Below are 25,808 nucleotides of genomic sequence, written 5' to 3'. Positions count from 1 at the left end.
CGCGAGAGGAGCGCAGCCCAGCCGTGTCAGTCGATCAGGCCGCCAAGCGGGAGATCCCCGATGCGACGGTCGCGCGACTTCCCGGATACCTCCGGGCCCTGGGCCAGCTGACCGCGCAGGACGTGCAATCCGTCTCCTCCGAGGAGCTCGCCCACAGTGCCGGCGTCAGCTCCGCCAAGCTGCGCAAGGACCTCAGCCACCTCGGTTCCTACGGTGTCCGCGGAGTCGGCTACGACGTCGCGCACCTGACCTACCAGATCTCCCGGGCCCTGGGGCTGACCCACGACTGGCCCGTGATCATCGTCGGCATGGGCAACCTCGGTCGGGCCCTGGCCTCCTACGGGGGCTTCGCGACCAAGGGCTTCAAGGTCGTCGCGCTCCTCGACCGCGACGAGGCCATCGTCGGCGACAGCGTCGACGAGCTGGCGATCCAGCCCATGGGGGCGCTGACCTCCCTCGTCGTCCCCGGAGAGGCGTGCATCGGGGTCATCGCGACCCCGGCGGCGTCCGCCCAGGCGGTCGCCGACCTGCTCGTCGCGGCCGGTGTCAGCTCCATCCTCAACTTCGCCGCGACGGCCATCCAGGTTCCCGAAGGGGTGCACATGCGCAAGGTCGACCTGTCCACCGAGCTGCAGATCCTCGCCTTCCACGAGCAACAGCGCGTGGGCGGCTCGGACGAGCTCCTCGACGAGGCGGCGGGCCGATGAGTCTGCTCGCCTTCGGCCTCAACCACCGACGTGCCCCCATCTCCGTGCTGGAGCGGGCGGCGCTCGACGAGGCCAGCCTCGCCCAGATCCTCGCGGCGGCCTCGGACAGCCCCGACATCAGCGAGCACGTCGTCGTCGCGACCTGCAACCGCACCGAGATCTACGCCGAGGTCAGCGGCTTCCACGGCGCGGTCGCCGACCTCACCGAGGCATTCACCTCGTCGACCGGCATCACCCACGACGACCTCAAGACCCACCTCGACCTCCACTACGGCGACGCCGCCGTCGCCCACGTCTTCAACGTCGCGGCGGGCCTGGACTCGATGGCCGTCGGAGAGTCGCAGATCCTCGGGCAGCTGCGTGACGCACTGGCTCGCGGCCAGGCGGACGGGCACGTCGGCTCCAGCCTCAACTCCCTGGTCCAGCAGGCCCTGCGCACCGGCAAGCAGGTGCACTCCGACACGGGCATCGACGAGGTCTCGCGCTCGCTCGTCGGTGCCGGCCTCGACGCCGCGGAGCAGCACGTCGGCCCGCTCGCCGACGCCCACGTCCTCGTCGTGGGTGCCGGCGCCATGAGCGCCCTGGCCGCGACGAGCAGCGTGCGCCGCGGTGCCGAGCGGCTCACCGTCGTCAACCGCACCCACGAGCGGGGGGTCGCGCTCGCCGAGCGGCTCGAGGGCACCGCCCGTCCCCTCGACGAGCTCGCCGAGGCCCTCGCCGACGCCGATGTGGTCATCTCCTGCACCGGCTCGACCGGTCTGGCGATCACGCTGGCCGACGTCGCCGACGCCCAGGTGGCGCGCGGCGGTCGGCGGCAGGCCTTCGTCGACCTCGCCCTCCCGCACGACATCGGCCACGAGGTCGCCGACCTCACGGGCGTCGTGCGTCTGGGCCTGGCCGAGCTCGGCGAGCTCCTCGGCTCCAGCGGCACCGTCCCCGAGGTCGAGCAGGCGCGCTCGCTCGTCGGTGACGCCGTCACCCGGCACCTCGGTGCGCGCGCGGCGACTCAGGCCGCGCCGACGGTCCGGGCACTGCGCGCGGCCGCCCAGCAGGTCGTCGAGCGTGAGCTCGGCCGCCTCGACCAGCGCACCCCCGACATGAGTGCCGAGCACCGGGCCGAGGTCGAGCGGGCCGTCCACCGGATCGTCGACAAGCTGCTGCACCAGCCGACCGTGCGCGCCAAGGAGCTGGCCGTCGACGGTCGGCTCGGCGAGTACGAGGATGCCCTGCGTCAGCTCTTCGACCTGCACGCCGACGGAGGTGTCCTGTGACCTCCCTTCGTCTGGGGACCCGTCGCTCGGCCCTGGCCACGACCCAGTCCGGCCACGTCGCCGACGCTCTGCGGGCCGCCGGCCACGACGTCGAGCTCGTCGAGATCGTCACCGAGGGCGACACCAACCGCGCCTCGCTCGCCAGCATGGGCGGCACCGGGGTCTTCGCCAGCGCGCTGCGCCAGGCGCTGCACGACGGCGAGATCGATCTGGCCGTGCACTCGCTCAAGGACCTGCCGACCGCACCGGAGCCGGGGCTCGTCGTCGTCGCCATCCCGCCGCGGGTCGACCCGCGCGACGCGCTGTGCGCCCGTGACGGGCTCACCCTCGGCGAGCTCGGCGAGGGCGCCGTCGTCGGCACCGGGTCGCCGCGACGTCGGGCCCAGCTGGCCGCGCTCGGCCTCGGTCTGCGCTTCCGCGACATCCGCGGCAACCTCGGCACCCGGCTCGACATGGTCGGCCCCGGTGAGGACCAGCTCGACGCGATCGTGCTCGCCCACGCGGGCCTGACCCGGCTCGACCTGCGCGACCGCGTCACCGAGGTCCTCGACCCGATCCAGATGCTGCCGGCGCCCGGCCAGGGCGCGCTCGCCGTCGAGTGCCGCGAGGACGACGATCGGGTGCTCGCCGCCCTGCGTCCCCTCGACGACGCCGACACGCGGGCCGCCGTCACCGCCGAGCGCGCGATCCTCGCCGAGCTCGAGGCCGGCTGCGCCGCACCCGTCGGCGCGCTCGCCGAGGTCGTCGACGACGTCGACGGTCCCGTGCTGTCGCTGCGGGCCGTCGTCGCCGCGACCGACGGCTCCAGCGACCTGCGTCGGTCCGCCACCGGCCCCCTCGAGCAGGCCGAGGAGCTCGGCCGCCGGCTCGCCCGCACCCTCGTCGACGACGGCGCCCCCGCCATCGCCGACCTGACCGCCACCCACCCCCCGACCGCTTCGGAGCATGCCCAGTGACCCCCCAGCGCACTGCCACCGCCACCACCGCCGCTCGCCGGCCGGCCCGCGTCGCCTTCGTCGGCGCCGGACCGGGTGACGCGTCACTGATGACCGTCGCCGCCGTCGACCTGCTGAGGCGCGCGGACGCGGTGATCACCGACCAGCTGACCAACGAGGCCATCGTCGCCTCGATGACCGGCGACGACGTCGACGTCGTCGACGCCAGTCACGGCGAGCACGGGCAGCAGCTGACGCACGCGTCCCGGGCCAAGCTCGTCGTCAAGACCGCCAAGGCGCACAAGGGCGGGCTCGTCGTGCGACTCATGGACGGCGACCCCGCGACCTTCAACGGCCTGGCCGAGGAGGCGCAGGCGCTGGTCAAGGCCGACATCGACTTCGACATCGTCCCCGGGGTCTCGTCGGTGAGCGCCGTGCCGACCTACGCGGGGGTGCCCCTCACCGCACGTGGCACCGGGGCGCTGCACGTCATCAGCCTCAGCGGCTCCAAGCGGGCCGACCTGTCGCACTCGGTCGCCGACGACGTCACGCTCGTGCTGCTCGGCCTGCCCGAGCACATCGCGCCGGCCTTCGGCGAGCTCATCGCGGCCGGTCGGGCGGCCGACACCCCGGTCGCCCTGACCCGGGGCGGGACGACCACCCAGCAGGCCACCCGGCAGACGACCCTCGACGCCGCAGCCGAGGCGCTCGCCGACCTCGACGAGCCGCTCCTCGCGGTGATCGGGTCGACCGTCGGCATGCGCGACGCCCTGTCGTGGTTCGAGACCAAGCCGCTCTACGGCTGGCACGTGCTCATCCCGCGCACCAAGGACCAGGCCGGGCCGATGACCAAGCAGCTGCTCGGCCACGGCGCGACGAGCGAGGTCGTCCCGACGATCAGCGTCGAGCCGCCGCGGACCCCGCAGGCGGTCGAGCGTGCCGTCCGGGGGCTCGTCACCGGTCGCTACCAGTGGATCGGCTTCACCTCGGTCAACGCCGTCAAGGCGATCCGCGAGAAGTTCGAGGAGTTCGGGCTCGACGCCCGCGCCTTCTCCGGGCTGAAGATCGCCGCCGTCGGTGGGGTCACCGCCGACGCCCTGCGCGACTGGGGCCTCGAGCCCGACCTCGTGCCGTCCGGCGAGATGTCCGCCCGCGGACTGCTCGAGGAGTGGCCGCCCTACGACGAGGTCCTCGACCCGATCGACCGCGTCTTCCTCCCGCGGGCCGACATCGCGACCGACACCCTCGTCGCGGGCCTGCAGGACATGGGGTGGCAGGTCGACGACGTCACCGCCTACCGCACGGTGCGCGCAACCCCGCCGCCGGCGCCGGTGCGCGATGCCATCAAGCAGGGCGCCTTCGACGCCGTCGTCTTCACCTCGTCCTCGACCGTGCGCAACCTCGTCGGCATCGCCGGCAAGCCGCACCCGTCGACGATCATCGCGTGCATCGGTCCGGCCACCGCCAAGACCGCCGAGGAGGCCGGCCTGCGGGTCGACGTCCTGGCCCCCGAGGCGACCGGCGACAGCCTCGTCGAGGCCCTCGCCGACCACGGTCGCGAGCTCGCGGCGGCCGCGGCCGAGGCGGTCGAGGAGCCGACCCGTCCCAGCCAGCGGCGCAAGAAGTCGACGGCCCGACGCAAGGCGAAGGGGTGAGCGGCCCGGTCGTGCGACCGCGACGACTGCGGGGGAGCGTCCCCCTTCGTCGTCTCGTGGCGCAGACGCGGCTGCACCCGGCGGACCTCGTCCTGCCGGTCTTCGTCCGCGAGGGCATCTCCGCGCCCGTGGAGATCTCCTCGATGCCCGGCGTCGTCCAGCACACCCTCGACTCGCTCGTCGAGGAGGCGCGCGCCTGCGTCGAGGCGGGCATCGGCGGGATCATGCTCTTCGGGGTGCCGGAGACCAAGGACGCACGTGGCTCCGGGGCCGACGACCCGCAGGGCATCCTCAACATCGCCACCCGGGCGGTCGTCGACGCCGTCGGCGATCGGCTGGTCGTCATGACCGACCTGTGCCTCGACGAGTTCACCGACCACGGCCACTGCGGGGTGCTCACGACGACGCTCGACGGGCGCAGCGTCGTCGACAACGACGCCACCCTCGAGCGCTACGCCGACATGGCGCTGGCCCAGGCCGCCGCCGGCTCCCACGTCCTGGGGCTGTCCGGGATGATGGACGGCCAGGTCGCCCACGTGCGCGCCGCCCTCGACGAGGCCGGCTACACCGACACGCTCGTCCTGGCCTACGCGGCGAAGTACACCTCCGCGCTCTACGGGCCCTTTCGCGAGGCCGTGCAGTCCTCGCTGAGCGGCGACCGCGCGACCTACCAGCAGGACCCGGCCAATGCGACCGAGGCGCTGCGCGAGATCGAGCTCGACCTCGCCGAGGGCGCGGACTTCATCATGGTCAAGCCGGCCCAGCCGCACCTCGACGTCATCGCGGCGGCCGCCGAGATCTCGCCGGTGCCGGTGGCGGCCTACCAGATCTCGGGGGAGTACTCGCAGATCGTCGCCGCGAGCGAGCGGGGCTGGATCGACCGCGACGCAGCCGTCATGGAGTCGCTCCTGCACATCCGGCGCGCGGGCGCCCAGATCGTGCTCACCTACTTCGCCCTCGAGATCGCCGGCCGACTGTGAGCGACGACGTCTGGCTCGACGACGAGCAGCAGCAGCACTGGCGGGCCTACCTGCGCGGGTCGCGGCTCCTCGAGCGGGCACTCGTCGACGACCTCGCCCCCCTTGGGATCCAGCTGACCGAGTACGAGCTGCTCTCGATGCTCTCGGAGTCACCCGGGCAGCGCACCCGGATGTCGCGCCTGGCCGACGACATCATCCAGTCGCGCTCCCGCGTCACCCACACGGCCTCGAGGCTGGAGAAGCGCGGCTGGGTCGAGCGGTGCCGCTCCACCGACGATGGACGCGGGGTCGAGATCTCGCTCACCGACGCCGGGCGCGAGGCTCTCGAGGGCATCGCGCAGACCCACGTGGCCTCCGTGCGCAGCCACCTCGTCGACGTGCTCACGCCGCAGCAGTTCGCCGCGCTCGGCGAGGCGATGGCCGCGCTGCGCGACCGGATGGCACCGCAGCACCACGAGATCGGGCTCGACGACTGACCTCGTCGGGCTGTTGGCTGCGTCACGGCACGCCGCCGACGAGGTCGGGGCCCGGATCGCCGACATCCAGGGGCGCTGACCCTCCCTTCGCTCTCACACGGTCCTGATGGCCGGGAAGTCCTGAGATGGCCGGGATGTCCGGACGTGACCGCGCAATTGCACGGCCAGGTCCGGACATCCCGGCCATCTGCGCTCATCCCGGTCACGCCCGGCGCGCCATCGCCTGCTCGATCATGGCGAGCGCCTCCTCGGGGAGCGGGCGACCGGGATTTGGGAGGATCAGGGCATGACGCTCTCGACCACCGCATCCCAGGCTCTCTTCGACCGCGCCCGCGAGGTCACCCCCGGCGGCGTCAACTCGCCGGTGCGGGCCTTCCGCGGGGTCGGTGGCGTGCCGCGCTTCATCGACAGCGCCCGCGGTCCCTGGCTCACCGACGTCGACGGCAACCGCTACGTCGACCTCATCTGCTCGTGGGGCCCGATGATCCTCGGGCACGCCCACCCCGACGTGCTCGCCAGCGTCACCGACGCCGCGGCCAAGGGATTCTCCTTCGGTACCCCGAGCGAGAACGAGGTGGCCCTGGCCGCCGAGATCGTCGAGCGCGTGGAGCCGCTGGAGCAGGTGCGCCTCGTCTCCTCGGGGACCGAGGCGACGATGTCCGCCCTTCGTCTGGCGCGGGGCGCGACCGGCCGCTCGGTCGTCGTGAAGTTCGCCGGCTGCTACCACGGCCACGTGGACGCCCTTCTCGCGCAGGCCGGTTCGGGGGTGGCGACCTTTGCGCTGCCCGACTCGGCCGGCGTGCCCGCGTCGGCAGCGGGGGAGACCGTGGTGCTGCCCTACAACGACCTGGGCGCGGTCGAGGAGCTCTTCGCCGTGCGCGGGGAGGAGGTCGCCGCGGTGATCACCGAGGCGTCGCCCGGCAACATGGGCGTCGTGCCGCCGGCGCCCGGGTTCACCGAGGCGCTGCGTCGGATCACGTCTGCTCACGGGGCACTGCTCATCAGCGACGAGGTCATGACCGGGTTCCGCTGCAGCCGCTCGGGCTGGTACGGCCTCGAGACCGGTGCCGAGGGAGCCCACCCCGGCGGCTACCCGAGCGGTGCCCCGGACCTGTTCACCTTCGGCAAGGTCATGGGTGGCGGCTTCCCCGCTGCGGCCTTCGGCGGCCGCGCCGACCTCATGGCGCGGCTGGCGCCCGACGGGCCCGTCTACCAGGCCGGCACGCTCTCGGGTAACCCCGTCGCCACCGCGGCCGGGCTCGCGACGCTCCGGGCGTGCACCGACGAGCTCTACCCGCGCCTGCTCGAGAGCGCGCGCACCATCGCCGACGCCGCCTCCGACGCCCTGTCCGCCGAGGGGGTCGCGCACACCGTCCAGTGGGCCGGGTCGATGTTCTCGATCTTCTTCCGGGACGAGCCGGTGCGCTCCTTCGCCGACGCGCAGGCGCAGAACACCTCGGCCTACGGGCGCTTCTTCCACGCGATGCTCGAGGGCGGCGTCCACCTGCCGCCGAGCGCCTTCGAGGCGTGGTTCGTCTCCGGCGCCCTGGACACCGAGGCCCTCGACGTCATCCGCGCCGCCCTGCCCGCCGCTGCCAAGGCGGCCGCTGCCGGCTGAGCCAGTCCTTTCGGGCCGGTCAGGGTCGGCCGAGAGAGGGTGGGTCCGCGCTGGGCCGAAGTCCTTCGTCGTCGTGTGGTCACGTCGTCGTTCTCGACGTCGGCTTGAGTCGCGCGGACCCACCCTTGTCGGCCTCTGGCACCGGACCCCACCTCCCAGCCCAGCCAGGGTGACGTCAGGGGCGGGTGAGGTAGAGGGCGTAGGTGAGGGTGCGCCCTTCGCGCTCGACCTCGAGGAGGACCTCCTCGGTCGGGGCGAGAGTGGCCAGGGACACGAGCAGGTCGGGCTCGGGCTGGGCGGCCCAGATGGCGAGGGTGCCGCCGGGGGAGACCTGGTCGAGAGCCCCGCGCATGGCCTCGGGGGAGTAGATGCGCTCGTTGCCCGCGTGCACGAGGAAGCTCGGGCCGTTGTCGACGTCGAGCAGGACGAGGTCCCACGGGCCGAAGGGGGTCGCGGCGCCGGCGAGCACCGGTGCGATGTCGCCGGCGTGGACGCGCACGCGGGGGTGGCGGGCGACCAGGCCGAGTGTCGGGGCCAGGCCGAGCCGGGCCCACTCGACGAGGTCGCTCTCGATCTCGACGACGTCGACCTGGCGCACCCGCTTGTCCTTGAGGACCTGCCAGGCTGTGAAGCCCAGACCGAGGCCGCCGACGAGCACCCGCCCGGGGGCCGCGGTCCGGGTCAGCGCCTCGACCGCCAGCGCGGTCTCGGTCGACGTGTCGAGGCTGTCCATGGCGAAGACGCCGGCGACGACGAGCTCGTGGACGACCGAGCCGCTGCCGTCGGGGTGCGCCCGCTCCCGCAGGGCGATCTCGCCGCGGGGTGTCGTCGCGGAGACGATCGTCTCGGCAGCGCTGTCGTCCATGTCCTCACTCCTCGCCAGCCCCGGATTTCCGGGACGAATGTGTTGTCTATTACGTCACGGTAACCGGGCAAACATCACACCGTGGGAGGGCCGCCCCGGCTACGTGTGCCTGCTCACAAGGCGGTACCTTGACCCCGTGGCTACTACGACCCTCCCCGCGAAGAAGAAGGGGGTGGCGTCTTCCTCCATCGGGCTGAAATACCTCATGGCGGGCACCGGCGTCATCTTCATCCTGTACGTCCTGTTGCACATGTACGGCAACCTCAAGGCGCTCGCCGGGCAGGAGGCCTTCGACGAGTACGCCCACCACCTGCGCACCTTCGGCGAGCCGATGCTGCCCTACGGCGGACTGCTGTGGATCGTGCGGGTCGTGCTCATCCTCGCGATCATCGGGCACGTCTACGCCGCGCTGAAGCTCATCGCGCGCAACAACGCCGCACGCCCGGTCAAGTACCAGGCGAAGAAGAACATCTCCTCGACCTTCGCCTCGCGCACGATGCGCTGGGGCGGTCTCGCGCTCCTGCTCTTCGTGATCTTCCACCTGATCCACTTCACCGTCGTCAAGCCGAATTTCAACTCCTCGGCCGACGCCGACGCGGTGAAGGAATCCCCCTTCGTCATGATCAGCGCCAGCTTCGAGCTGTGGTGGGTCGTCCTCATCTACGTCCTGGCGATGATCGCGCTGGGCATGCACCTCTACCACGGTGTCTACAGCGCCTCGCAGACCATGGGCCTCAACCGGACCGCGGTGGCCCGCTCCCGCGCCCGCGCCCTCGGTGGTGTCATCGCCGCGGTGGTCGTCGTCGGCTTCCTCATCCCGCCGCTCGCGCTGTTCTTCAACCTCGTCTGACCAGGAGCACTGACCACATGACCGACACGCTCAGCGAGTACTTCACCGAGGGTGAGCCCATCGCGGACACCAAGGCTCCGGACCAGCCCATCGACAAGATGTGGACGCAGCACAAGTTCGACAACGCCCTGGTCAACCCGGCCAACCGCCGCAAGCTCGACGTCATCATCGTCGGCACCGGCCTCGCCGGTGCCTCCGCCGCAGCGACCATGGGAGAGGCCGGCTACAACGTCAAGAGCTTCTTCTACCAGGACAGCGCCCGGCGCGCGCACTCGATCGCCGCGCAGGGTGGCATCAACGCCGCGAAGAACTACAACGACGACGGTGACTCGACCTACCGCCTCTTCTACGACACGGTCAAGGGCGGCGACTACCGCAGCCGCGAGACCAACGTCTACCGCCTCGCCGAGGTGAGTACCAACATCATCGACCAGTGCGTCGCCCAGGGTGTTCCCTTCGCCCGCGAGTACGGCGGTCTGCTCGACAACCGCTCCTTCGGTGGCGTCCAGGTCGCCCGTACCTTCTACGCCGCAGGCCAGACCGGCCAGCAGCTGCTCATCGGCGCCTACCAGGCCATGGAGCGGCAGGTCGCCAAGGGCACCGTCACCGAGTACAGCCGCCACGAGATGCTCGAGGTCGTCCTCGTCGACGGGGTCGCCCGCGGCATCATCGCCCGCGACATGGTCACCGGTGAGATCGAGACCCACCTCGCCGACGTCGTTGTCCTGGCCACCGGCGGCTACGGCAACGTCTTCTTCCTCTCGACCAATGCCATGGGCTGCAATGTCACCGCCGCCTGGCGGGCCCACCGCAAGGGCGCCTACTTCGGCAACCCCTGCTACACGCAGATCCACCCGACGTGCATCCCGGTCTCCGGTGACCACCAGTCGAAGCTGACCCTGATGTCGGAGTCGCTGCGCAACGACGGTCGCATCTGGGTGCCCAAGCGCGCCGAGGACTGCGACAAGGACCCGCGGCAGATCCCCGAGGAGGACCGCGACTACTACCTGGAGCGGATCTACCCGGCCTTCGGCAACCTCGTGCCCCGCGACATCGCCTCGCGCCAGGCGAAGAACATGTGCGACGAGGGCCGCGGTGTCGGCCCGCTCGTCGACGAGGTCGACCAGGACGGCAACAAGCGCCAGATGCGGCGTGGTGTCTACCTCGACTTCGCCGCCGCCATCGAGCGGATGGGCCGGGAGACCGTCGAGGAGAAGTACGGCAACCTCTTCGACATGTACGCCCGGATCACAGGGGAGAACCCCTACGAGACGCCGATGCGTATCTACCCGGCCGTGCACTACACGATGGGCGGGCTGTGGGTCGACTACGACCTGCAGACCTCGATCCCGGGCCTGTACGCGGTCGGTGAGGCCAACTTCTCCGACCACGGCGCCAACCGTCTGGGCGCCTCGTCGCTCATGCAGTGCCTCGCCGACGGCTACTTCGTCCTGCCCAACACCGTGCGCTCCTACCTCGCCAAGGGCCCCTTCGACAAGATCTCCGAGGACCACCCGGCGGTCGTCGAGGCCAAGGCGTCGGTGACCGAGCGGATCGAGAAGTTCCTCTCGATCAACGGCGAGCGCAGCGTCGACTCCTTCCACCGCGAGCTCGGCAACATCATGTGGGAGTACTGCGGGATGGAGCGCAGCGACGCGGGTCTGCGCAAGGCCATCGGCCTCATCCGCGACCTCAAGCAGGAGTTCTGGACCAACGTCCGGGTGCTCGGCGAGGCCGACACCCTCAACCAGAGCCTCGAGAAGGCCGGCCGTGTCGCCGACTTCCTCGAGCTCGGCGAGCTCATGTGCATCGACGCGCTGCACCGTCGCGAGTCCTGCGGCGGCCACTTCCGCGCCGAGTCGCAGACCGACGACGGTGAGGCGCTGCGTCACGACGACGAGTTCGCCTACGTCGCGGCATGGGAGTTCGGCGGCGACGGCGCGCCCGTCCTGCACAAGGAAGACCTGAACTACAAGTTCATCGAGCTGAAGCAGCGGAGCTACAAGTGAGCATGGAACTGACCCTCAAGATCTGGCGCCAGGCCGGACCCACGGCGAAGGGCGAACTCGTCACCTACCAGCTCAAGGACATCTCTCCGGACATGTCCTTCCTGGAGATGCTCGACGTCCTCAACGAGCAGCTCATCGCCGAGGGCACCGAGCCCATCGCCTTCGACAGCGACTGCCGCGAAGGCATCTGCGGCATGTGCGGCCTGATGATCTCCGGAGAGGCCCACGGCCCCGAGCGGACGACCACCTGCCAGCTGCACATGCGCTCCTTCCGCAGCGGCGAGACGATCACGGTCGAGCCGTGGCGGGCCAACGCCTTCCCGGTCATCCGCGACCTCGTCGTCGACCGGAGCGCCTTCGACCGGATCATCCAGTCGGGCGGCTTCATCTCGGTCAACACGGGCGCGGCCCCCGAGGCGCACTCGGTGCCGGTGCCCAAGGACAAGGCCGACCGGGCCTTCGACTCGGCCAAGTGCATCGGCTGCGGCGCCTGCGTCGCGGCCTGCCCCAATGCCTCGGGCATGCTCTTCCTCGGCGCCAAGGTCACCCACCTGGGTGAGCTGCCGCAGGGTCAGCCCGAGCGCGGCGGCCGGGTCGTCAAGATGCTCGAGACGCACGACCTCGAGGGCTTCGGCGGGTGCACCAACATCGGTGAGTGCGCGGCGGCGTGCCCCAAGGAGATCCCGCTCGACGTCATCAGCACGCTCAACGCCGACCTGCGCAAGGCGGCGCGCGGCGCTCTCTGAGCCCGCGAGCAGACGACGAGGGGATCGTCATGACTGCGCGTGACCACGCGCCACGGCGCCGCGCCAGCCTGCTGCTGGCCGGCGCCGTGGCGCTGTCCGTCTCCGGGTGTGCCCTGCTGCCCGGGCAGGCACCCCCTTCGAGCTCGGGGGAGCCGGTGGAGACGCTGACGCCGACACCGACGGACGATGCCACCGCATCGTCGTCGACCTCGCCGAGCGGGGACCCGACCGGCCCCAAGCCCCAGACGCCGGACCCGGTGGCCCTGGCCGACGACATGCGCACCTACATGGACGCTGCGTCGTCGGTGACGATCCGCGGCACCCTGCACGACACCGAGCGGGACATGCAGATGAAGATCCACGCGGAGGGGTCGACCGCGGGCCTGGCCCAGCAGGTCACCTCGGACGCAGGCATCTCGCGCACCACCCTCGAGCTCCCGGGCGGCGGCACGATGGAGAGCATCGTCGTCGGCTGGGACCACTACCTGCGGGTCGACCAGCAGTGGATCGACACCCGCAAGCCCAAGCTCGACAGCCCGCTGCGCAAGCGGGTCGGAGAGTGGGTCAAGGTGCCGCGCCAGCAGTCGCCGGTCGAGCAGTACAAGCCGCACCGCCTGCTCAAGAGCAGCTTCTTCGGGGTGGGGCTGACGCCCGAGGACGTCCGCCGCAGCCCGGCGAGCACCGTCCCCATGGGCGACGAGTGGGCCTACCTCCTGCAGCTGAACAAGGCGGGCAAGGAGGGCGGCAACGACCAGCAGCGCCAGGTGTGGCTGTCGACCGACGGCAACGCCGCGCTGCTGAAGATGACTTACGGCACCTACCCGGCGCGCACGACGCTGAGCTTCAGCGACTGGGGATCCAGCCGGGAGAACTGGAAGGCCCCGGCGGGTGCGCGCACGCTCAAGGAGTTCGGCGACGAGGACCTGTGAGCCGCGGGCTCACAGCCAGGCCACGCGGGTGACGAGCAGCGCGTAGCCGACGAAGGCGACGATGTCGATGACCCAGTGGGCGATGAACATCGGCATGACCCGGCGCACCCGCAGGTAGACCGCGCCGAGCAGCAGCCCCATCGCGATGTTGCCGACGAAGCCGCCGATGCCCTGGTAAAGGTGGTAGCTGCCCCGCACGAGGGCGCTGGCGACGACGATCGCGACGGGGGACCATGTGGCCTCCCGCCACCTCGTGAAGAGGTAGCCGAGCATGATGACCTCTTCGAGCAGGGCGTTCTGCCCGGCGGCCAGGACGAGGACGGGCACGGTCCACCACGCCTGCGTCAGGTCCGACGCGGCGATGGTCGTGTTGAGGTCGAGGGCGCGGGCGGCGAGGTAGAGACCCAGGCCGGGGATCCCGATCGCTGCGGCGAGAGCGAGTCCCTGGAGCAGGTCGCGGCCCGGGGCGCGGGTGTCGAGCCCGATGAGGTGGGTGGGCCGGCGGTGCTGCCGGGCGAGCAGGTGCAGGGCGAGGGCGACCGGCACCAGCGCCAGTGCGATGCCGACGAGCTGGTGGGCCAGGTCCAGCCACGGCTGGTCGGGGGTCACGGACTGGTTCATCGACGTGACCTGACCGGACAGCCTCTGGTCGGCGGTGAGTTTGCGCAGCAGCGACAGGGCCGACCACAGGGCCGAGGCGCCCAGGGAGACCCCGAGAACGAGAAGTGTCTCGGTGACGGCCGTCCGGGGGGCCAGGGGCTCGGGGGCTGAGGACATGGCCTCAGCGTAGGCGCGGGGTCCGTGGCGTCGTCGCCGGCGTGGACCCCGGCCCGGGGGCGAAGGGGGGAACGGCGGCGGTCCTCCCTTCGTCAGCGATGGATCAGCTGAAGGCGGCCTGACGGTAGTACGTCCGGATGCTCTCCTGACGGGCGACGCGCACCGGACGGTTGGCCGCGAAGAACTGGAAGGCGGCGACGCCGACGGTCACGAGGAGGAGCGCCAGCGCGAGGCCGACGAGCACGAGCGAGACGGTGACGAAGGTGGTGATGGAGGCGATGCTCATGATGGTGTCAATCCCTTCTACATCTGTTGAAGACATAGACTAAACTACACCCGTAGAAAGATCGCGTCAACTCGGCCGTCCGGGGCCGGGTCACGTCCCCGCGGGCGGCCCTGACGGGGCCGTGGGAACGGGTAGCGTGAGCCGGATGAGCGTCACTGACAGCACCGAGCTCTCCCCGCGGATGCGGTTGATTCTCGAGTCCGCGACTCGGGTCGTGGCGGCCGGTGGCATGCGGGGGTTGACCCACCGGGCCGTCGACGCCGAGGCCGGGCTGCCGCAGGGGAGCACCTCGGGCTACCTGCGCACGCGGCTGGCCCTGGTCACCGCCCTCACCGAGTTCATCGCCGCCGGCCTCATCGACAGCATCGAAGAGCTCGGTCGGCAGCAGCAGGCCGGTGAGGACGAGGTCAGGCTCGTCGAGCGAGCGCTCGACCTCTTCGTCTCGTGGCTCGACGAGCCCGAGGCCTGGACCGCCAAGGCCGAGCTGAGCCAGGAGGCGACCCGTCAGCCGGAGATCGCCGCGGCGATGGCCCCCGCACGTGACCGCATCGACGGGATCGTGCGGCAGATCCTCGTGCTCGCCCAGGTCGAGGACGCCGAGACCGGTGCGCAGGCGGTCATCGCCGCGATGGAGGGCGTGCTCAACAGTGCGCTGACCCGGCCGGTCGAGGAGCGCGAGGCCTATGTGCGCGGAGTCGGACGGCGCATCATCGAGGCCTTCGTCCACGTCGACTGACCGCGTCGGGCCCGTCAGGCCGCATCGGGTCAGGCGGCGAGCCGGGCCTGTCGTCGCCGGCGCAGCCGGCGCCACGCGCTGAGCACCCAGACCAGCGCCGCCGCGAGGACGACGAGCACGAGGACGACGAGCAGGGGCAGGAAGATCGCGACGAGGGTGATGCCCACGGCGGCGCCGTCCTCGGCGGTCGAGGCGACCGGCGCGCCGAAGCCCGCCGTGCCGGCGTTGATCACCGGTCTGGAGGCCGCCTTGCCGGTGTGGACCAGCCCGGCGACGACGATGCCGAGCACGACCCCGACCCAGGCGTGCTCCTGCATCCACGTCGACTCGTCGAGCGTGCTCGCGCCGGCGGTGGCGGCGCCCATGAGCCCACCCATCCCGGGGCGGATCACGGTCTGTACCGCGTCGTTGAGGCTGTCGACCGCGGGCACCTTGTCGAGGGTGATCTCGGTGACGAGCAGCACCGCGCCGATGCCGATCGCCCACCACGACTCCATCCACTCGAAGCCCGTGGGCAGCACGACGGCATCGGTGAAGCGGGCGAGCAGCGCGACGATGATGAAGGGGATGTAGGCGTTGAGACCGGCGGCGGCGCTCAGCCCCATCCCGGTGAGTGCAGCGATCATCGATGCCCCTCTCGTCGGCGGGCGCTCACGCACCTCGTCCCGGCAGGCTAGCGGCGCGGGACGGCGTGGGCTGGGAACCTAGGATGAGGTCATGAAGGTTCTCTCCGCCGTCGCCTGGCCCTATGCCAACGGACCGCGCCACCTCGGCCACGTCGCCGGGTTCGGTGTCCCCTCCGACGTCTTCAGCAGGTACATGCGCATGGCGGGGCACGACGTGCTCATGGTGAGTGGCTCCGACGAGCACGGCACCCCGATCCTCGTCCTGGCCGACAAGCAGGGCACGACGGCACGCGAGCTCGTCGACACCCATCACGCGACGATCGCCCACGAGCTGGCCGACCTCGGCTGCTCCTACGACCTCTACACGCGCACCACCTCGCGCAACCACTACCAGGTCGTCCAGGACCTCTTCGAGCAGTGCCGGGCCAACGGCTACTTCATCGAGCAGACCCAGCAGGTCGCCCTCGACGCGCGCACCGGCCGCACCCTGCCCGACCGCTACATCGAGGGCACCTGCCCGATCTGCGGCTACGAGGAGGCCCGCGGCGACCAGTGCGACAACTGCGGCAACCAGCTCGAGCCGAGCGACCTCAAGCAGCCGCGCAGCAAGATCGACGGCTCGACGCCGCAGTTCGGCGAGACCGAGCACTTCTTCCTCGACCTGCCGGCCCTGGCCGACGCCCTGCGCGAGTACCTCCAGGGCCGCGAGGCCACCGGCACGTGGCGGCCCAATGTCATCCGCTTCAGCCTCAACATCCTCGACGACATCCGCCCGCGGGCGATGACGCGCGACATCGACTGGGGCATCCCGCTGCCGGGCGAGCTGGCCACCAAGTACCCGACGAAGCGCTTCTACGTGTGGTTCGACGCGGTCATCGGCTACCTGTCCGCGTCCATCGAGTGGGCCCGCCGCCAAGGCGACCCCGAGCGCTGGCGCGAGTGGTGGAACGACCCCGAGGCGCTGTCCTACTACTTCATGGGCAAGGACAACATCACCTTTCACAGCCAGATCTGGCCGGCGGAGCTGCTCGCCTACTCCGGCAAGGGGGCGAAGGGGGGCGAGCCCGGCCCCTACGGCGAGCTCAACCTCCCGACCGAGGTCGTCTCCAGCGAGTTCCTCACGATGGAGAGCCGCCAGTTCTCCTCCAGCCGGGGCCACGTCATCGGCGTGCGGCACGTCCTCGAGGCCTATGGCCCGGATCCGCTGCGCTACTTCATCTGCGCCGCCGGCCCGGAAAACCAGGACGCCGACTTCACCTGGCCGGACTTCGTCCAGCGCAACAACTCCGAGCTCGTCGCCGGCTGGGGCAACCTCGTCAACCGCACCGCGTCGATGGTCGCCAAGAACTTCGGCGAGATCCCGCAGCCGGGTGACCTCGAGGACGTCGACCGGGCGCTCCTGGCCCGCGTCGCCGCCGCCTTCGACGAGGTCGGCGGGCTGCTCGCGCGCCACCGGCAGAAGGCCGCGCTGGCCGAGGTCATGCGAGTCGTCGGCGACGTCAACAAGTACGTGACCGACACCGAGCCCTTCCGCCTCAAGGGCGAGGACCAGCGCGAGCGGCTGGCGACGGTGCTGCACACGCTCACCCAGTGCGTCAGCGACTGCAACCTGCTGCTCGCCCCCTTCCTCCCGCACGCGGCCAACCGGGTCGACGCGGTCCTCGGGGGCGAGGGCGCCCTGGTGCCGATGCCGCACGTCGAGGACGTCGAGGACCTCGACGGTGGCCCCGGCTACCCGGTCATCACCGGCGACTACTCGGGCTTCCCCCGCTGGGAGCCGACCCCGGTGACCGTCGGCACGCCGATCGCCAAGCCGAGCCCGGTCTTCGTCAAGCTCGACGCGGAGGAGGTCGTCGCCACCGAGCGCGCGGCCATGTTGGGGGAGGGCTGATGGGCGACCGCGAGGGCGTCGCGCCGCACCCGGACCCGCTGCCGGTGGCCGTCGTCGACAACCACACGCACCTCGACATCCGCCGTCGTGACGTCGCCGACGCCATTGCTCCCGAAGGGGGTGACGAGCGGACCACGCGGGACGTCGCCGCGGCGCTCGCCACCGCCGCGTCGGTCGGGGTCGACCGGGTGGTGCAGGTCGGCTGCGACCTCGAGAGTGCCCGCTTCACCGTCGACCAGGTCGACCGTCACCCGACGATGCTCGGTGCAGTTGCGTTGCACCCCAACGAGATTCCCGCGCTGGCGGAGGCTGGCCGCCTCCAAGAAGCGTGGGACGAGATCGAGCAGCTGTCCGCGCACCCGCGGGTGCGCGCCATCGGCGAGACGGGCCTCGACTACTTCCGCACCGGGCCCGACGGGCACGCCGTGCAGCAGGAGTCCTTCCGCTGGCACATCGACCTGGCCAAGCGCACGGGCAAGGCGCTGCAGATCCACGACCGCGACAGCCACGACGACATCCTGCGCATCCTCGCCGAGGAGGGGGCCCCGGAGACGACCGTGCTGCACTGCTTCAGCGGTGACCTCGCGATGGCCCGTGAGTGCGTCGAGCGGGGTTACCACCTCTCCTTCGCCGGCACCGTGACCTTCAAGAGCGCGACCGGGCTGCGTGAGGCGCTGGCGCACACACCCCTCGAGCAGGTCCTCGCCGAGACCGATGCCCCCTACCTCACTCCGACGCCCGAGCGGGGTCGCGCCAACGCCCCCTACCTGCTGCCCCACACGGTGCGCGTCATGGCCCGCACCCTCGGGGTCGACGTGCCGACGATGTGCTCGGCGATCTCGGCCAACAGCGAGCGGGTCTACGGCTCGTGGCAGACGTCATAGCGCCGCCCGTTATCAAAACTTGACCTTCGCGTGACCTGTCGGGCAAGGTAGTCCGCTGTTGGCCGGGGCCGGTTTCCCCTGATCTTTTCGCTAACACAGGCGCCCGCCTTCTTTGGGTCCCCGTGCGCGGACCCACCGGTGCCCGGGAGTTTCAAACATCGGAGCACTGTGAGTTCACCCGCGATCCGTCGCATCACCCAGGCCGGCGTCGTCGGCGCCCTGGCGCTCGGCGTCTCGGGCGTCGTCGTCATGGACAAGTCCGTCGCCCTGTCGGTCGACGGCGAGAAGTCCACCGTCCACGCCTTCGGCGGCACCGTCGGTGACGTCCTCGACAAGCAGGGCATCGACCTGGGCCCCCACGACGTCGTCACGCCCTCCGCCGACAGCCCTGTCGACGACGGCCAGACCATCGTCGTGCGCTACGGCCGCAAGCTGACGGTCACCGTGGACGGCAAGGAGCGCGAGTACTGGACGACCGCCACCACGGTCGGCGACGCGCTCAAGCAGCTGGGTATCCGCAACGGCGACGGCGCGGTGCTCTCCGCCTCGCGCTCGCAGTCCATCGGCCGCAAGGGCCTGGACCTGCGTGTGAGCACCCCCAAGGAGATCAAGCTCCTCGTCGGCGGCAAGCGCTCGACCGCGACCGTCACGGCCACCACGGTCGAGGACGCCCTGACCCAGGCCGAGGTCCGCTACGACAGCAACGACCTCATCAAGCCGGGCGCCTCCGCCAGCGTCAAGGACGGCATGACGATCCGCCTGGACCGCGTCAACCGCAAGCCGGGCACCCGGACCGAGGCCATCCCCTTCGAGACGGTCGTCAAGCAGGACTCCTCGCTCTACGAGGGCACGACCAAGGTCGACCAGGAGGGCCGCGCGGGCTCGCGCACCTCCACCTACAGCTTCACCTACAAGAACGGTGACGTCGTCTTCTCCAAGCGGACCTCGACCAAGGTGACCCAGCAGCCGGTCGACAAGATCGTGCGCCAGGGGACCAAGGCCCGCCCGGCCCCGAAGCCGAAGCCCGCGCCGAAGCCGGCCCCCGCGCCGGAGCCGACCTCGCAGCCGAAGGCCTCGACGCCCAAGGCCTCGACGCCCAAGGCCTCGACGCCCAAGGCCTCGACGCCCGCTCCCGAGCCGACGTCCTCCTCGAGCAGCTCCGGCCTCGACACCTCGCGCGCCGCGATGTGGGACCGCATCGCCCAGTGCGAGTCGACGGGCAACTGGTCGATCAACTCCGGCAACGGCTACTACGGCGGCCTGCAGTTCGACATCCAGACCTGGCTCGGCGCGGGCGGAGGGGACTTCGCCCAGCGTGCCGACCTCGCCACCCGCGAGGAGCAGATCACCGTGGCCAACCGCGTCTACGCCGACCGTGGCCTGCAGCCCTGGGGCTGCGCCCACGCGGCCTGACCCGCGCCCCGGGACGGTCGCTCGACGACCTCCCTGGGAACGTGACGACGGGCCCCCACGACCGACTCGGTCGTGGGGGCCCGTCGTCATAGAGTCACCCCCATGACGAGCGAGCAGCCCACGCACCCCGAGGACGGGCCCGGTGGCCTGCTCGGGGCGGCCCGCATCCGCGAGCTGGCGCAGCGCCACGGGGTGCGCCCGACGAAGCAGTGGGGACAGAACTTCGTCGTCGACGCCAACACCGTGCGGCGCATCGTGCGCGCGGGGGAGGTCACGGCGCAGGACCACGTCGTCGAGATCGGCCCCGGCCTCGGGTCGCTCACCCTCGCGCTGCTCGAGGCGGCCGGCCGGGTGACGGCCGTCGAGGTCGACCCGGTGCTCGCCGCAGCGCTGCCCGGCACCGTCGCCGAGGAGGCGCCGGGCGCCGCAGCGCGCCTCGAGGTCGTCCACGCCGACGCGATGTCCGTGACCGAGCTGCCCGGGCCGGCGCCCACCGCCCTCGTGGCCAACCTGCCCTACAACATCTCCGTGCCGGTCGTGCTGCACTTCCTCGAGACCTTCCCGAGCATCGAGCGCGTCCTGGTCATGGTCCAGCTCGAGGTCGCCGAGCGCCTTGCCGCCGACCCCGGCAGCAAGACCTATGGCGTCCCGAGCGTCAAGGCCGCCTGGTGGACCGACGTGGCCCTCGCGGGTCGGGTCTCCCGGACGATCTTCTGGCCGGTGCCCAATGTCGACTCCGGGCTGGTCCGTCTCGTGCGCCGTGAGCCGCCGCAGACCGCGGCGACGCGCGAGCAGGTCTTCGCCGTCGTCGACGCAGCCTTCGCCCAGCGACGCAAGACGCTGCGGGCCTCCCTTCGCTCCGTGGCCGGCTCGGGTGAGATCGCCGAGCAGGCCCTCCTCGCCGCCGGGGTGGACCCTCGCACCCGGGGCGAGCAGCTCGACGTGGCGGCCTTCGCGCGGATCACCGAGGAACTCATGGCTAGGGTGACGCCATGACCTCCGTCCTCGAGTCGCCCGCACCCGTCACCGTGCGCGCCCCGGCGAAGGTCAACCTCGAGCTCTTCGTCGGCCCGCTGCGCGACGACGGCTTCCACGCCCTCTCGACCGTCTACCAGGCCGTCGGCCTGCACGACGACGTCACCGCCGCGCTCACCGACGACTGGGGTTGCTCGGTCCGTGGTCGTGACGCCGACAAGGTGCCGACCGACGAGTCCAACCTCGCGCTGCGTGCTGCGCTCGCCCTCTCGGAGCACACCGGGGGCCAGGAGCCGGTCCACCTGTCGATCCACAAGGAGATCCCCGTCGCCGGCGGTATGGCCGGAGGCTCGGCCGACGCCGCCGCGGCGCTCGTCGCCTGTGACGCCCTGTGGGGCACCGCCATGCCGCGGGAGGAGCTCGAGGAGATCGCCGCCGGCATCGGCAGCGACGTGCCCTTCCTCCTCCACGGCGGGACGGCGGTCGGGTCGGGCCGTGGCGAGGTCGTCACGGCCGTGCTGGCCAAGGGGACCTATCACTGGGTCTTCGTCCCGTCGGCCGCGAGCGGGCTGTCGACGCCGATGGTCTACTCCGCCTTCGACCAGCGCACGGCGGGCACCCGGCTCGATGACCCGCACCCCAGTGCCGCCCTGATGAGCGCGCTGCGTGCCGGTGACCCGAGCGCACTCGCGCCCGTCCTCGACAACGACCTGCAGGCTGACGCGATCGCGCTGCAGCCGGGCATCGGCGAGGTCATCGAGGCCGCCATGGGCTTCGGGGCGCTCGCCGCGATCGTCTCCGGGTCGGGCCCGACCGTCGCGATCCTCACCGAGTCCGCGGAGGGGGCCATCGACGTCGCCGTGGCGCTCACCGCGTCGGGGGTCGCCGGTGACGTCCTGCGCGCCACCGGGCCGGTCCAGGGTGCCCACGTCCTGCCGACGGTGCGCACGTCCTGATGGCCACGCCCCTCCTCGGAGCCGAGTCGCTCCACCTCGAGTACCCCACGCGCGTCGTCTTCGACTCGGTCAGCCTCGGCATCGAGGAGGGCGACCGGATCGGGCTCGTCGGGCGCAACGGCGACGGCAAGTCGAGCCTGCTCGGCATGCTCGCCGGGACCATCGCGCCCCAGTCCGGCCGGATCACCCGCCGTGGTGGCGTGCGCTTCGGTGTCCTCGGCCAGACCGACGACCTCGACCCCGCGGCGACCGTCGGGCACAGCATCGTCGGCGACCGACCCGACCACGAGTGGGCCGGCGACCCCGCGGTGCGCGACGTCATCGGCGGCCTCGTCTCCGACGTGCCGTGGGACGCGCGCGTCGGCGAGCTGTCGGGTGGTCAGCGGCGTCGGGTGGCGCTCGCCGCGCTCCTCGTCGGCGAGTGGGACCTCATCGCCCTCGACGAGCCGACCAACCACCTCGACGTCGAGGGCATCTCGTGGCTCGCCGAGCACCTCAAGCGACGGTGGGCGCGCACGTCGGGCGGCCTCCTCGTCATCACCCACGACCGGTGGTTCCTCGACGAGGTGTGCACCGAGACCTGGGAGGTCCACGACGGCATCGTCGAGCCCTTCGAGGGCGGCTACGCCGCCTACGTCCTCCAGCGGGTCGAGCGCGACCGCATCGCTGCCGCGACCGAGCAGAAGCGCCAGAACCTCATGCGCAAGGAGCTCGCCTGGCTGCGTCGTGGCGCTCCGGCGCGCACCTCGAAGCCGAAGTTCCGCATCGACGCCGCCAACCAGCTCATCGAGGACGTGCCCCCGGTGCGCAACCCCATCGAGCTGCAGCGGATGGCCGTCGCCCGTCTGGGCAAGGACGTCATCGACCTCGAGGACGCGGGTGTGAGCTTCGGCGACCGCACGATCCTGCGCAACATCACCTGGCGCATCGCGCCGGGCGAGCGCACCGGGATCCTCGGCGCCAACGGCGCCGGCAAGTCGACCCTCCTGGGGCTCGTCGCCGGGACGATCGCGCCGACGAGCGGGCGGGTCAAGCGCGGCAAGACGGTGAAGTTCGGCTTCCTCGACCAGCAGTTCTCGCAGCTGGCGAGCATCGGTTCCGACCGGGTGCGCGAGGTGCTCGCCCGCACGAAGACGACCTTCACCATCGAGGGGCGCGACCACACGCCGGCGCAGCTGCTCGAGCGGCTCGGCTTTGCCCGCGAGCACCTGTCGGCGCGCGTCGACGACCTCTCCGGCGGTCAGAAGAGGCGCCTTCAGCTGCTGCTCCTGCTCCTCGACGAGCCCAATGTCATCGCCCTCGACGAGCCGACCAACGACGTCGACTCCGACATGCTCGCGGCGATGGAGGACCTGCTCGACTCGTGGCCGGGCACGCTCATCGTCATCTCCCACGACCGATACCTGCTCGAGCGGGTCACCGACCAGCAGTACGCGATCCTCGACGGCCGGCTGCGGCACGTGCCCGGCGGTGTCGACGAGTACCTGCGGCTGCGCGCCGCGCAGGCCGGCACCACCGGTGCCCGTGACGTGGTGGCGCAGGCCACGGCGACCACGACGAAGGGGGCAGATGGTCCCCCTTCGTCATCGGCGGAGGCGAGCGTGGACCCGGCGACGCAGCGCGAGGCCCGCAAGGCGATGGCCCGGATCGAGAAGCAGCTGGCCAAGGTGGCCGCCCGCGAGGACAAGCTGCACCACGAGATGGCCGAGTCGGTGCACGACCACACGCGGCTGGCGCAGCTCAATGCGACGCTCGGCGAGCTCGCGGAGGAAAAGGAGATGCTCGAGCTCGAGTGGCTGGAGTGCGCCGAGCTCGTCGGGTGAGCCCGGGCGAAGGGGAGCCCGCTCAGGCCTCGAAGGGGGCGAGCAGGTGCTTGAGGGCGCGGGTGAGCGCGGCGCGCTCGTCGGTCGACATGTCATCGAGGAGCTCGCCCTCGCGGGAGAGCAGGTCGGCCATCGCCGCGTCGACCGCCGACTGGCCCTCCTGCGTCAGTCGGACGATGACGCCCCGGCGATCGGTGGGCGAAGGGAGTCGCTCGACCCAGCCCTTGGTGGCGAGGCGGTCGATGCGGTTGGTCATCGTCCCCGAGGTCACGAGCGTCTCCTGGACGAGGCGGCCGGGGGAGAGCTGGTAGGGCTCACCGGCGCGACGCAGCGCGGAGAGCACGTCGAACTCCCAGCCCTCGAGCTCGTGCCGGGCGAAGGCGCTCGTGCGGTCGAGGTCGAGCAGCCGGGCCAGCCGGGAGACGCGGGAGAAGACGTGGAGCGGCTCGACGTCGAGGTCGGGGCGCTCGCGTCGCCAGGCCTCGACGATGGCGTCGACGTCGTCGGACGGGTCGTGGCGGCTGCTCATCCGTCAAGAATACCTGCGGTCATGAATCTTGATGTCGAGATGAATCGGGGAGTGGCGGCTAGGCTGCTCGGACCCGAGGCAGGAGGAAAGCACTGATGACGACGTGGGACCCGACCCGGTACGGCCAGTTCTCCGACGAGCGAGCCCGTCCCTTCTTCGACCTCATGGCGCGAGTCGCCGCGCAGGAGCCGCGACTCGTCGTCGACCTGGGGTGCGGCAACGGCCCGCTCACGCTCTCGCTCGCCGAGCGGTGGCCGCAGGCACGGGTCGTCGGGGTCGACAGCAGCGCCGAGATGCTCGACGCGGCGCGTGCCCTCGACACCGACGGGCGGGTCGAGTGGGTGCAGGCCGACCTGGCCGACTGGGACATCGCGAGCCTGGGCTCGGCGCCGGACGTCATCGTGAGCAATGCTGCGCTGCAGTGGGTTCCGCGGCACCTGCCGCTCATCGAGACCTGGGTCGACGCGCTGGCGGCGGGCGGGTGGTTCGCCCTGCAGGTGCCGGGCAACTTCGACGCCCCCACGCACGCGCTCATGCGCGAGACCGCCGTCGACCACCCGCGCAGCGGCGAGCTCGAGGCGGCGAGCAAGCGCTACGGTGCCGGCGACCCCTCGACCTACCTGCAGGTGCTCACCGCGGGCGGCCTCGCCGTCGACGCGTGGGAGACGACCTACACGCACGTGCTCGACCCCGCCGGCGAGAGCGACAACCCGGTGCTCGACTGGGTGAGCGGCACCGGGCTGCGCCCGATGCTCGAGGTGCTCGAGGACGAGGGCGAGCGCGAGGCCTTCCTTGCTGCCTACGCCGACCGGCTCACTGCCGCCTACCCGCGCACCCCTGCTGGCGTCCTGCTCGCCTTCCGTCGCGTCTTCGCGGTGGGGCACAGGGCCTGAGCGTCGTCGGGATGCCCGAGATCCCCCAAACCGCCGGCCCTCGCAGCTCGTGGAGGTGTGTGGTTCCGAGCCGGCGACCGAGAGCTCCAGCAGGCCTGACCTGGGGAGGGGGGACGGAACCGTCCAAGGCCCTGGGCCCTGCGGACACCATCTGACGGCGTTGACGTCACCGGGCGGCGTTGGTGCCACCTGGATGCCCGGAGATGGGCAGCCAGGTGGCATCAACGCTCCCAACCTGCACGCACTGGGGACGTCCGGAGGGTAGGGACCCGGGTCAGTCGTCGGGGGTGATGCTGACGTGCGGGTCGAGACCGGACAGGCCGTTCCACGCGAGGTTGACCATGTGCGCCGCGACGACCTCCTTGGGAGGGGTGCGGGTCTCGAGCCACCACTGACCGGTGAGCGAGACCAGGCCGACGAGCATCTGGGCGTACATCGGCGCGTAGCGGCTCTCGAGCTCGCGCTGCTCGAAGGCGTCCGACAGCAGGTGGGCCACCTCGGCGGCCACGTCCGACAGGAGCGAGGCATACGTTCCGGACGGCGCCGTGCCGCTGACATCGCGCACGAGGATCCGGAACCCGTCTGGCGAGCCCTCGATGTAGTCGAGCAGGGCCAGCGCCGCGCGCTCGATCGTCTCGCGGTCGCTGCCGCCGGCGGTCAGCGAGGCGGTCACGCCGTCGGTCAGGGCGCGCAGCTCACGGTCGACGACGACGGCGTAGAGGCCCTCCTTGCCACCGAAGTGCTCGTAGACCACCGGCTTGGAGACGGCCGCCGTCGCGGCGATCTCCTCGACGGAGGTGCCGTCGACCCCCTTCGCGGCGAAGACCTGACGGCCCACCGCGACGAGCTGCTCGCGCCGGGCCGCGGCGGTCATCCGCGCGCGTCGGGGCGTCGGGCTCTCCTCGGGTGCCTGCTCGCTCATGGCTCCCATTGTCGGTGACGAAGGGGGCGGAGGCGTCGACTACCCTGACCGGAGCC

Annotated in this window: 25 protein-coding genes; 19 read left to right on the top strand and 6 right to left on the bottom strand. The window is 71.4% G+C overall.

All coding sequences use genetic code 11. The annotated features are described in order from the left end of the window. Positions 1-23: 23 nt before the first annotated feature. The 7 genes from H7A72_RS12865 to hemL all read left to right on the top strand — a co-directional run bounded on the left by H7A72_RS12865 (position 24) and on the right by hemL (position 7,642). Positions 24-707: a redox-sensing transcriptional repressor Rex gene (locus H7A72_RS12865; RefSeq protein ID WP_185220786.1), complete on the top strand. Its 684-nt coding sequence runs from the start codon at positions 24-26 to the stop codon at positions 705-707. Further along, on the top strand, positions 704-1,978 hold the full coding sequence (locus H7A72_RS12860) for a glutamyl-tRNA reductase (protein WP_084452441.1): 1,275 nt from the start codon (positions 704-706) through the stop codon (positions 1,976-1,978). Before H7A72_RS12865 ends, H7A72_RS12860 begins: the two co-directional genes overlap by 4 nt. After that, a complete protein-coding gene (hemC, locus tag H7A72_RS12855; RefSeq protein WP_185220785.1) occupies positions 1,975-2,934 on the top strand; it encodes a hydroxymethylbilane synthase in 960 nt (319 codons plus the stop codon). Before H7A72_RS12860 ends, hemC begins: the two co-directional genes overlap by 4 nt. Next, a complete protein-coding gene (locus H7A72_RS12850) occupies positions 2,931-4,568 on the top strand; it encodes a uroporphyrinogen-III synthase (protein ID WP_185220784.1) in 1,638 nt (545 codons plus the stop codon). Before hemC ends, H7A72_RS12850 begins: the two co-directional genes overlap by 4 nt. Beyond that, positions 4,565-5,548, top strand: coding sequence for a porphobilinogen synthase (gene hemB, locus H7A72_RS12845; protein ID WP_185220783.1), 984 nt, complete (start codon positions 4,565-4,567; stop codon positions 5,546-5,548). The genes H7A72_RS12850 and hemB overlap by 4 nt, the downstream gene beginning before the upstream one ends. Further along, positions 5,545-6,024: a MarR family winged helix-turn-helix transcriptional regulator gene (locus H7A72_RS12840; RefSeq protein ID WP_084452433.1), complete on the top strand. Its 480-nt coding sequence runs from the start codon at positions 5,545-5,547 to the stop codon at positions 6,022-6,024. The genes hemB and H7A72_RS12840 overlap by 4 nt, the downstream gene beginning before the upstream one ends. Before the next feature lie 286 nt (positions 6,025-6,310). Beyond that, positions 6,311-7,642 (top strand): glutamate-1-semialdehyde 2,1-aminomutase, encoded by a 1,332-nt coding sequence (hemL, locus tag H7A72_RS12835; protein ID WP_084452431.1) that lies wholly within the window; start codon positions 6,311-6,313, stop codon positions 7,640-7,642. 175 nt (positions 7,643-7,817) lie between these two features. Here hemL and H7A72_RS12830 read toward each other — a convergent pair whose 3' ends face one another. Continuing rightward, positions 7,818-8,507 carry a hypothetical protein gene (locus H7A72_RS12830; protein ID WP_084452429.1) on the bottom strand — a complete coding sequence of 230 codons (690 nt, stop codon included), beginning with the start codon at positions 8,505-8,507 and terminating at the stop codon, positions 7,818-7,820. Positions 8,508-8,643: 136 nt separating this feature from the next. Between H7A72_RS12830 and H7A72_RS12825 the strand changes: the two genes are divergently transcribed. The 4 genes from H7A72_RS12825 to H7A72_RS12810 are packed head-to-tail and all read left to right on the top strand — an operon-like array spanning position 8,644 to position 13,041. After that, positions 8,644-9,357 (top strand): succinate dehydrogenase cytochrome b subunit, encoded by a 714-nt coding sequence (locus H7A72_RS12825; protein ID WP_223277646.1) that lies wholly within the window; start codon positions 8,644-8,646, stop codon positions 9,355-9,357. Between the two features lie 17 nt (positions 9,358-9,374). Further along, on the top strand, positions 9,375-11,366 hold the full coding sequence (locus H7A72_RS12820; RefSeq protein ID WP_084452425.1) for a fumarate reductase/succinate dehydrogenase flavoprotein subunit: 1,992 nt from the start codon (positions 9,375-9,377) through the stop codon (positions 11,364-11,366). Positions 11,367-11,368: 2 nt separating this feature from the next. Beyond that, positions 11,369-12,112, top strand: coding sequence for a succinate dehydrogenase/fumarate reductase iron-sulfur subunit (locus tag H7A72_RS12815; protein WP_072625386.1), 744 nt, complete (start codon positions 11,369-11,371; stop codon positions 12,110-12,112). 29 nt (positions 12,113-12,141) lie between these two features. After that, positions 12,142-13,041, top strand: a complete 900-nt coding sequence (locus H7A72_RS12810; protein ID WP_084452423.1) for a hypothetical protein — start codon at positions 12,142-12,144, stop codon at positions 13,039-13,041. Between the two features lie 9 nt (positions 13,042-13,050). Here H7A72_RS12810 and H7A72_RS12805 read toward each other — a convergent pair whose 3' ends face one another. Next, a complete protein-coding gene (locus H7A72_RS12805) occupies positions 13,051-13,818 on the bottom strand; it encodes a CPBP family intramembrane glutamic endopeptidase (protein WP_084452421.1) in 768 nt (255 codons plus the stop codon). 103 nt (positions 13,819-13,921) lie between these two features. Next, positions 13,922-14,104: a hypothetical protein gene (locus tag H7A72_RS12800; RefSeq protein WP_084452418.1), complete on the bottom strand. Its 183-nt coding sequence runs from the start codon at positions 14,102-14,104 to the stop codon at positions 13,922-13,924. Positions 14,105-14,249: 145 nt separating this feature from the next. Here H7A72_RS12800 and H7A72_RS12795 point away from each other — a divergent pair, with 145 nt between their 5' ends. Further along, positions 14,250-14,840: a TetR/AcrR family transcriptional regulator gene (locus H7A72_RS12795; RefSeq protein WP_185220782.1), complete on the top strand. Its 591-nt coding sequence runs from the start codon at positions 14,250-14,252 to the stop codon at positions 14,838-14,840. 29 nt (positions 14,841-14,869) lie between these two features. Here H7A72_RS12795 and H7A72_RS12790 read toward each other — a convergent pair whose 3' ends face one another. After that, a complete protein-coding gene (locus tag H7A72_RS12790) occupies positions 14,870-15,466 on the bottom strand; it encodes a DUF4126 domain-containing protein (RefSeq protein WP_185220781.1) in 597 nt (198 codons plus the stop codon). Between the two features lie 91 nt (positions 15,467-15,557). Here H7A72_RS12790 and metG point away from each other — a divergent pair, with 91 nt between their 5' ends. The 6 genes from metG to H7A72_RS12760 all read left to right on the top strand — a co-directional run bounded on the left by metG (position 15,558) and on the right by H7A72_RS12760 (position 23,408). Next, on the top strand, positions 15,558-17,357 hold the full coding sequence (gene metG, locus H7A72_RS12785; protein WP_185220780.1) for a methionine--tRNA ligase: 1,800 nt from the start codon (positions 15,558-15,560) through the stop codon (positions 17,355-17,357). Continuing rightward, a complete protein-coding gene (locus H7A72_RS12780) occupies positions 17,357-18,241 on the top strand; it encodes a TatD family hydrolase (RefSeq protein ID WP_185220779.1) in 885 nt (294 codons plus the stop codon). Before metG ends, H7A72_RS12780 begins: the two co-directional genes overlap by 1 nt. 168 nt (positions 18,242-18,409) lie before the next feature. Then, positions 18,410-19,654, top strand: coding sequence for a resuscitation-promoting factor (locus H7A72_RS17015; protein ID WP_305066830.1), 1,245 nt, complete (start codon positions 18,410-18,412; stop codon positions 19,652-19,654). Between the two features lie 102 nt (positions 19,655-19,756). Further along, a complete protein-coding gene (rsmA, locus tag H7A72_RS12770; protein WP_185220778.1) occupies positions 19,757-20,650 on the top strand; it encodes a 16S rRNA (adenine(1518)-N(6)/adenine(1519)-N(6))-dimethyltransferase RsmA in 894 nt (297 codons plus the stop codon). After that, the gene (locus tag H7A72_RS12765) at positions 20,647-21,585 is read left to right on the top strand and encodes a 4-(cytidine 5'-diphospho)-2-C-methyl-D-erythritol kinase (RefSeq protein WP_185220777.1); all 939 of its coding nucleotides are present in this window, start codon (positions 20,647-20,649) and stop codon (positions 21,583-21,585) included. Before rsmA ends, H7A72_RS12765 begins: the two co-directional genes overlap by 4 nt. Further along, a complete protein-coding gene (locus H7A72_RS12760; RefSeq protein ID WP_185220776.1) occupies positions 21,585-23,408 on the top strand; it encodes an ABC-F family ATP-binding cassette domain-containing protein in 1,824 nt (607 codons plus the stop codon). The genes H7A72_RS12765 and H7A72_RS12760 overlap by 1 nt, the downstream gene beginning before the upstream one ends. A gap of 22 nt (positions 23,409-23,430) precedes the next feature. Here the strand turns inward: H7A72_RS12760 and H7A72_RS12755 are convergent, their stop codons facing one another. Further along, the gene (locus H7A72_RS12755; RefSeq protein WP_185220775.1) at positions 23,431-23,937 is read right to left on the bottom strand and encodes a MarR family winged helix-turn-helix transcriptional regulator; all 507 of its coding nucleotides are present in this window, start codon (positions 23,935-23,937) and stop codon (positions 23,431-23,433) included. Between the two features lie 95 nt (positions 23,938-24,032). Between H7A72_RS12755 and H7A72_RS12750 the strand changes: the two genes are divergently transcribed. Beyond that, positions 24,033-24,830: a methyltransferase domain-containing protein gene (locus tag H7A72_RS12750; protein ID WP_185220774.1), complete on the top strand. Its 798-nt coding sequence runs from the start codon at positions 24,033-24,035 to the stop codon at positions 24,828-24,830. 274 nt (positions 24,831-25,104) lie between these two features. Here H7A72_RS12750 and H7A72_RS12745 read toward each other — a convergent pair whose 3' ends face one another. After that, positions 25,105-25,752 carry a TetR/AcrR family transcriptional regulator gene (locus tag H7A72_RS12745; RefSeq protein ID WP_223277645.1) on the bottom strand — a complete coding sequence of 216 codons (648 nt, stop codon included), beginning with the start codon at positions 25,750-25,752 and terminating at the stop codon, positions 25,105-25,107. Between the last annotated feature and the right edge of the window lie 56 nt (positions 25,753-25,808).

This window comes from Janibacter sp. YB324 (genome assembly GCF_014217915.1).
In the GTDB taxonomy this organism is placed as follows: domain Bacteria; phylum Actinomycetota; class Actinomycetes; order Actinomycetales; family Dermatophilaceae; genus Janibacter; species Janibacter indicus.
The sequence above is the reverse complement of the archived record's forward strand: the minus strand, read 5'-3'. Positions and strand labels throughout refer to the sequence as shown.